The organism is Moraxella sp. 179-F 1C4 NHS (assembly GCF_045370505.1).
Taxonomy (GTDB): domain Bacteria; phylum Pseudomonadota; class Gammaproteobacteria; order Pseudomonadales; family Moraxellaceae; genus Faucicola; species Faucicola tetraodonis.
In genome coordinates, this window is record NZ_JBIQEC010000072.1 from 1 (window position 1) to 889 (window position 889).

The window sequence follows — 889 nt, forward strand, 5'->3', positions numbered from 1 at the left end:
TATAGTTAAAGAAATATAGAAGTGCTACAATAACAAAATGGCATACTCAACCGACTACCGACAAATGATACTGGACAAGCACAAAGCAGGAAGAAGCATTCGTAGCCTTGCCCAAGAATTTAATATCAGCACACGCACTTTACAAAACTGGAAAAAACAACCAGAACGTAAAGTGGTTAAAACTCGTAAAGGCAAAATCGACATGGCTTTACTCAAGCAAGATGTCGAAAAATACCCTGATAGCTACCAACGAGAGCGAGCCGTACGTTTCAACTGCACTCAAAGAGCAATTGGGATAGCCTTAAAGCGGCTTAAAATCACTCAAAAAAAAGATACTTAAACACCCACAGGCAGATGAAATAAAACGTCAAGTGTTTATCGAGCAACTGGCAGACTATCAAAGCAGCAACCGACCTATTATCTACCTTGATGAATGTGGCTTTAAAACTAGTAGCTATCGCCCTTATGCTTATGCACCAAGGGGACAAAAATGCTTTGATAGCTACAACTGGCAGCTAAAAAGTACCACCAATGCGATTGGAGCGATTCATGGTAATCAGCTGTTTGCTGTAGGGCTATACGATTTTAATATTAACGCTGATGTCTTTTATCATTGGACAAAAAATCTGTTATTACCTGCATTGTCACCACATAGCTTGATTGTAATGGATAACGCTAGATTTCACATTCGAGAAGATATTAAAAATCTTATCGAGCAAGCAGGTCATACAATTCTTTGGTTGCCGCCTTACAGTCCTGACCTCAATCCCATTGAACATATTTGGGCTTGGGTTAAAAGGTTAAGACAAGATTGGCGACTTGATGATATCGATAAGCTATTCTTCTACTTTATGTGGATTTGTGGTAGTTTTTAATTTCTTTTACTATA

2 protein-coding genes are annotated in these 889 nt (G+C 38.5%); both read left to right on the forward strand.

Annotated features, from left to right (window positions below):
* Nucleotides 1-37: 37 nt before the first annotated feature.
* Entirely contained in the window at nucleotides 38-340 is a 303-nt protein-coding gene (locus ACH0AB_RS11885; protein ID WP_007115011.1) for an IS630 transposase-related protein, read from the forward strand.
* Between the two features lie 31 nt (nucleotides 341-371).
* The gene (locus ACH0AB_RS11890) at nucleotides 372-875 is read left to right on the forward strand and encodes an IS630 family transposase (protein WP_007115010.1); all 504 of its coding nucleotides are present in this window, start codon (nucleotides 372-374) and stop codon (nucleotides 873-875) included.
* Nucleotides 876-889: the final 14 nt, after the last annotated feature.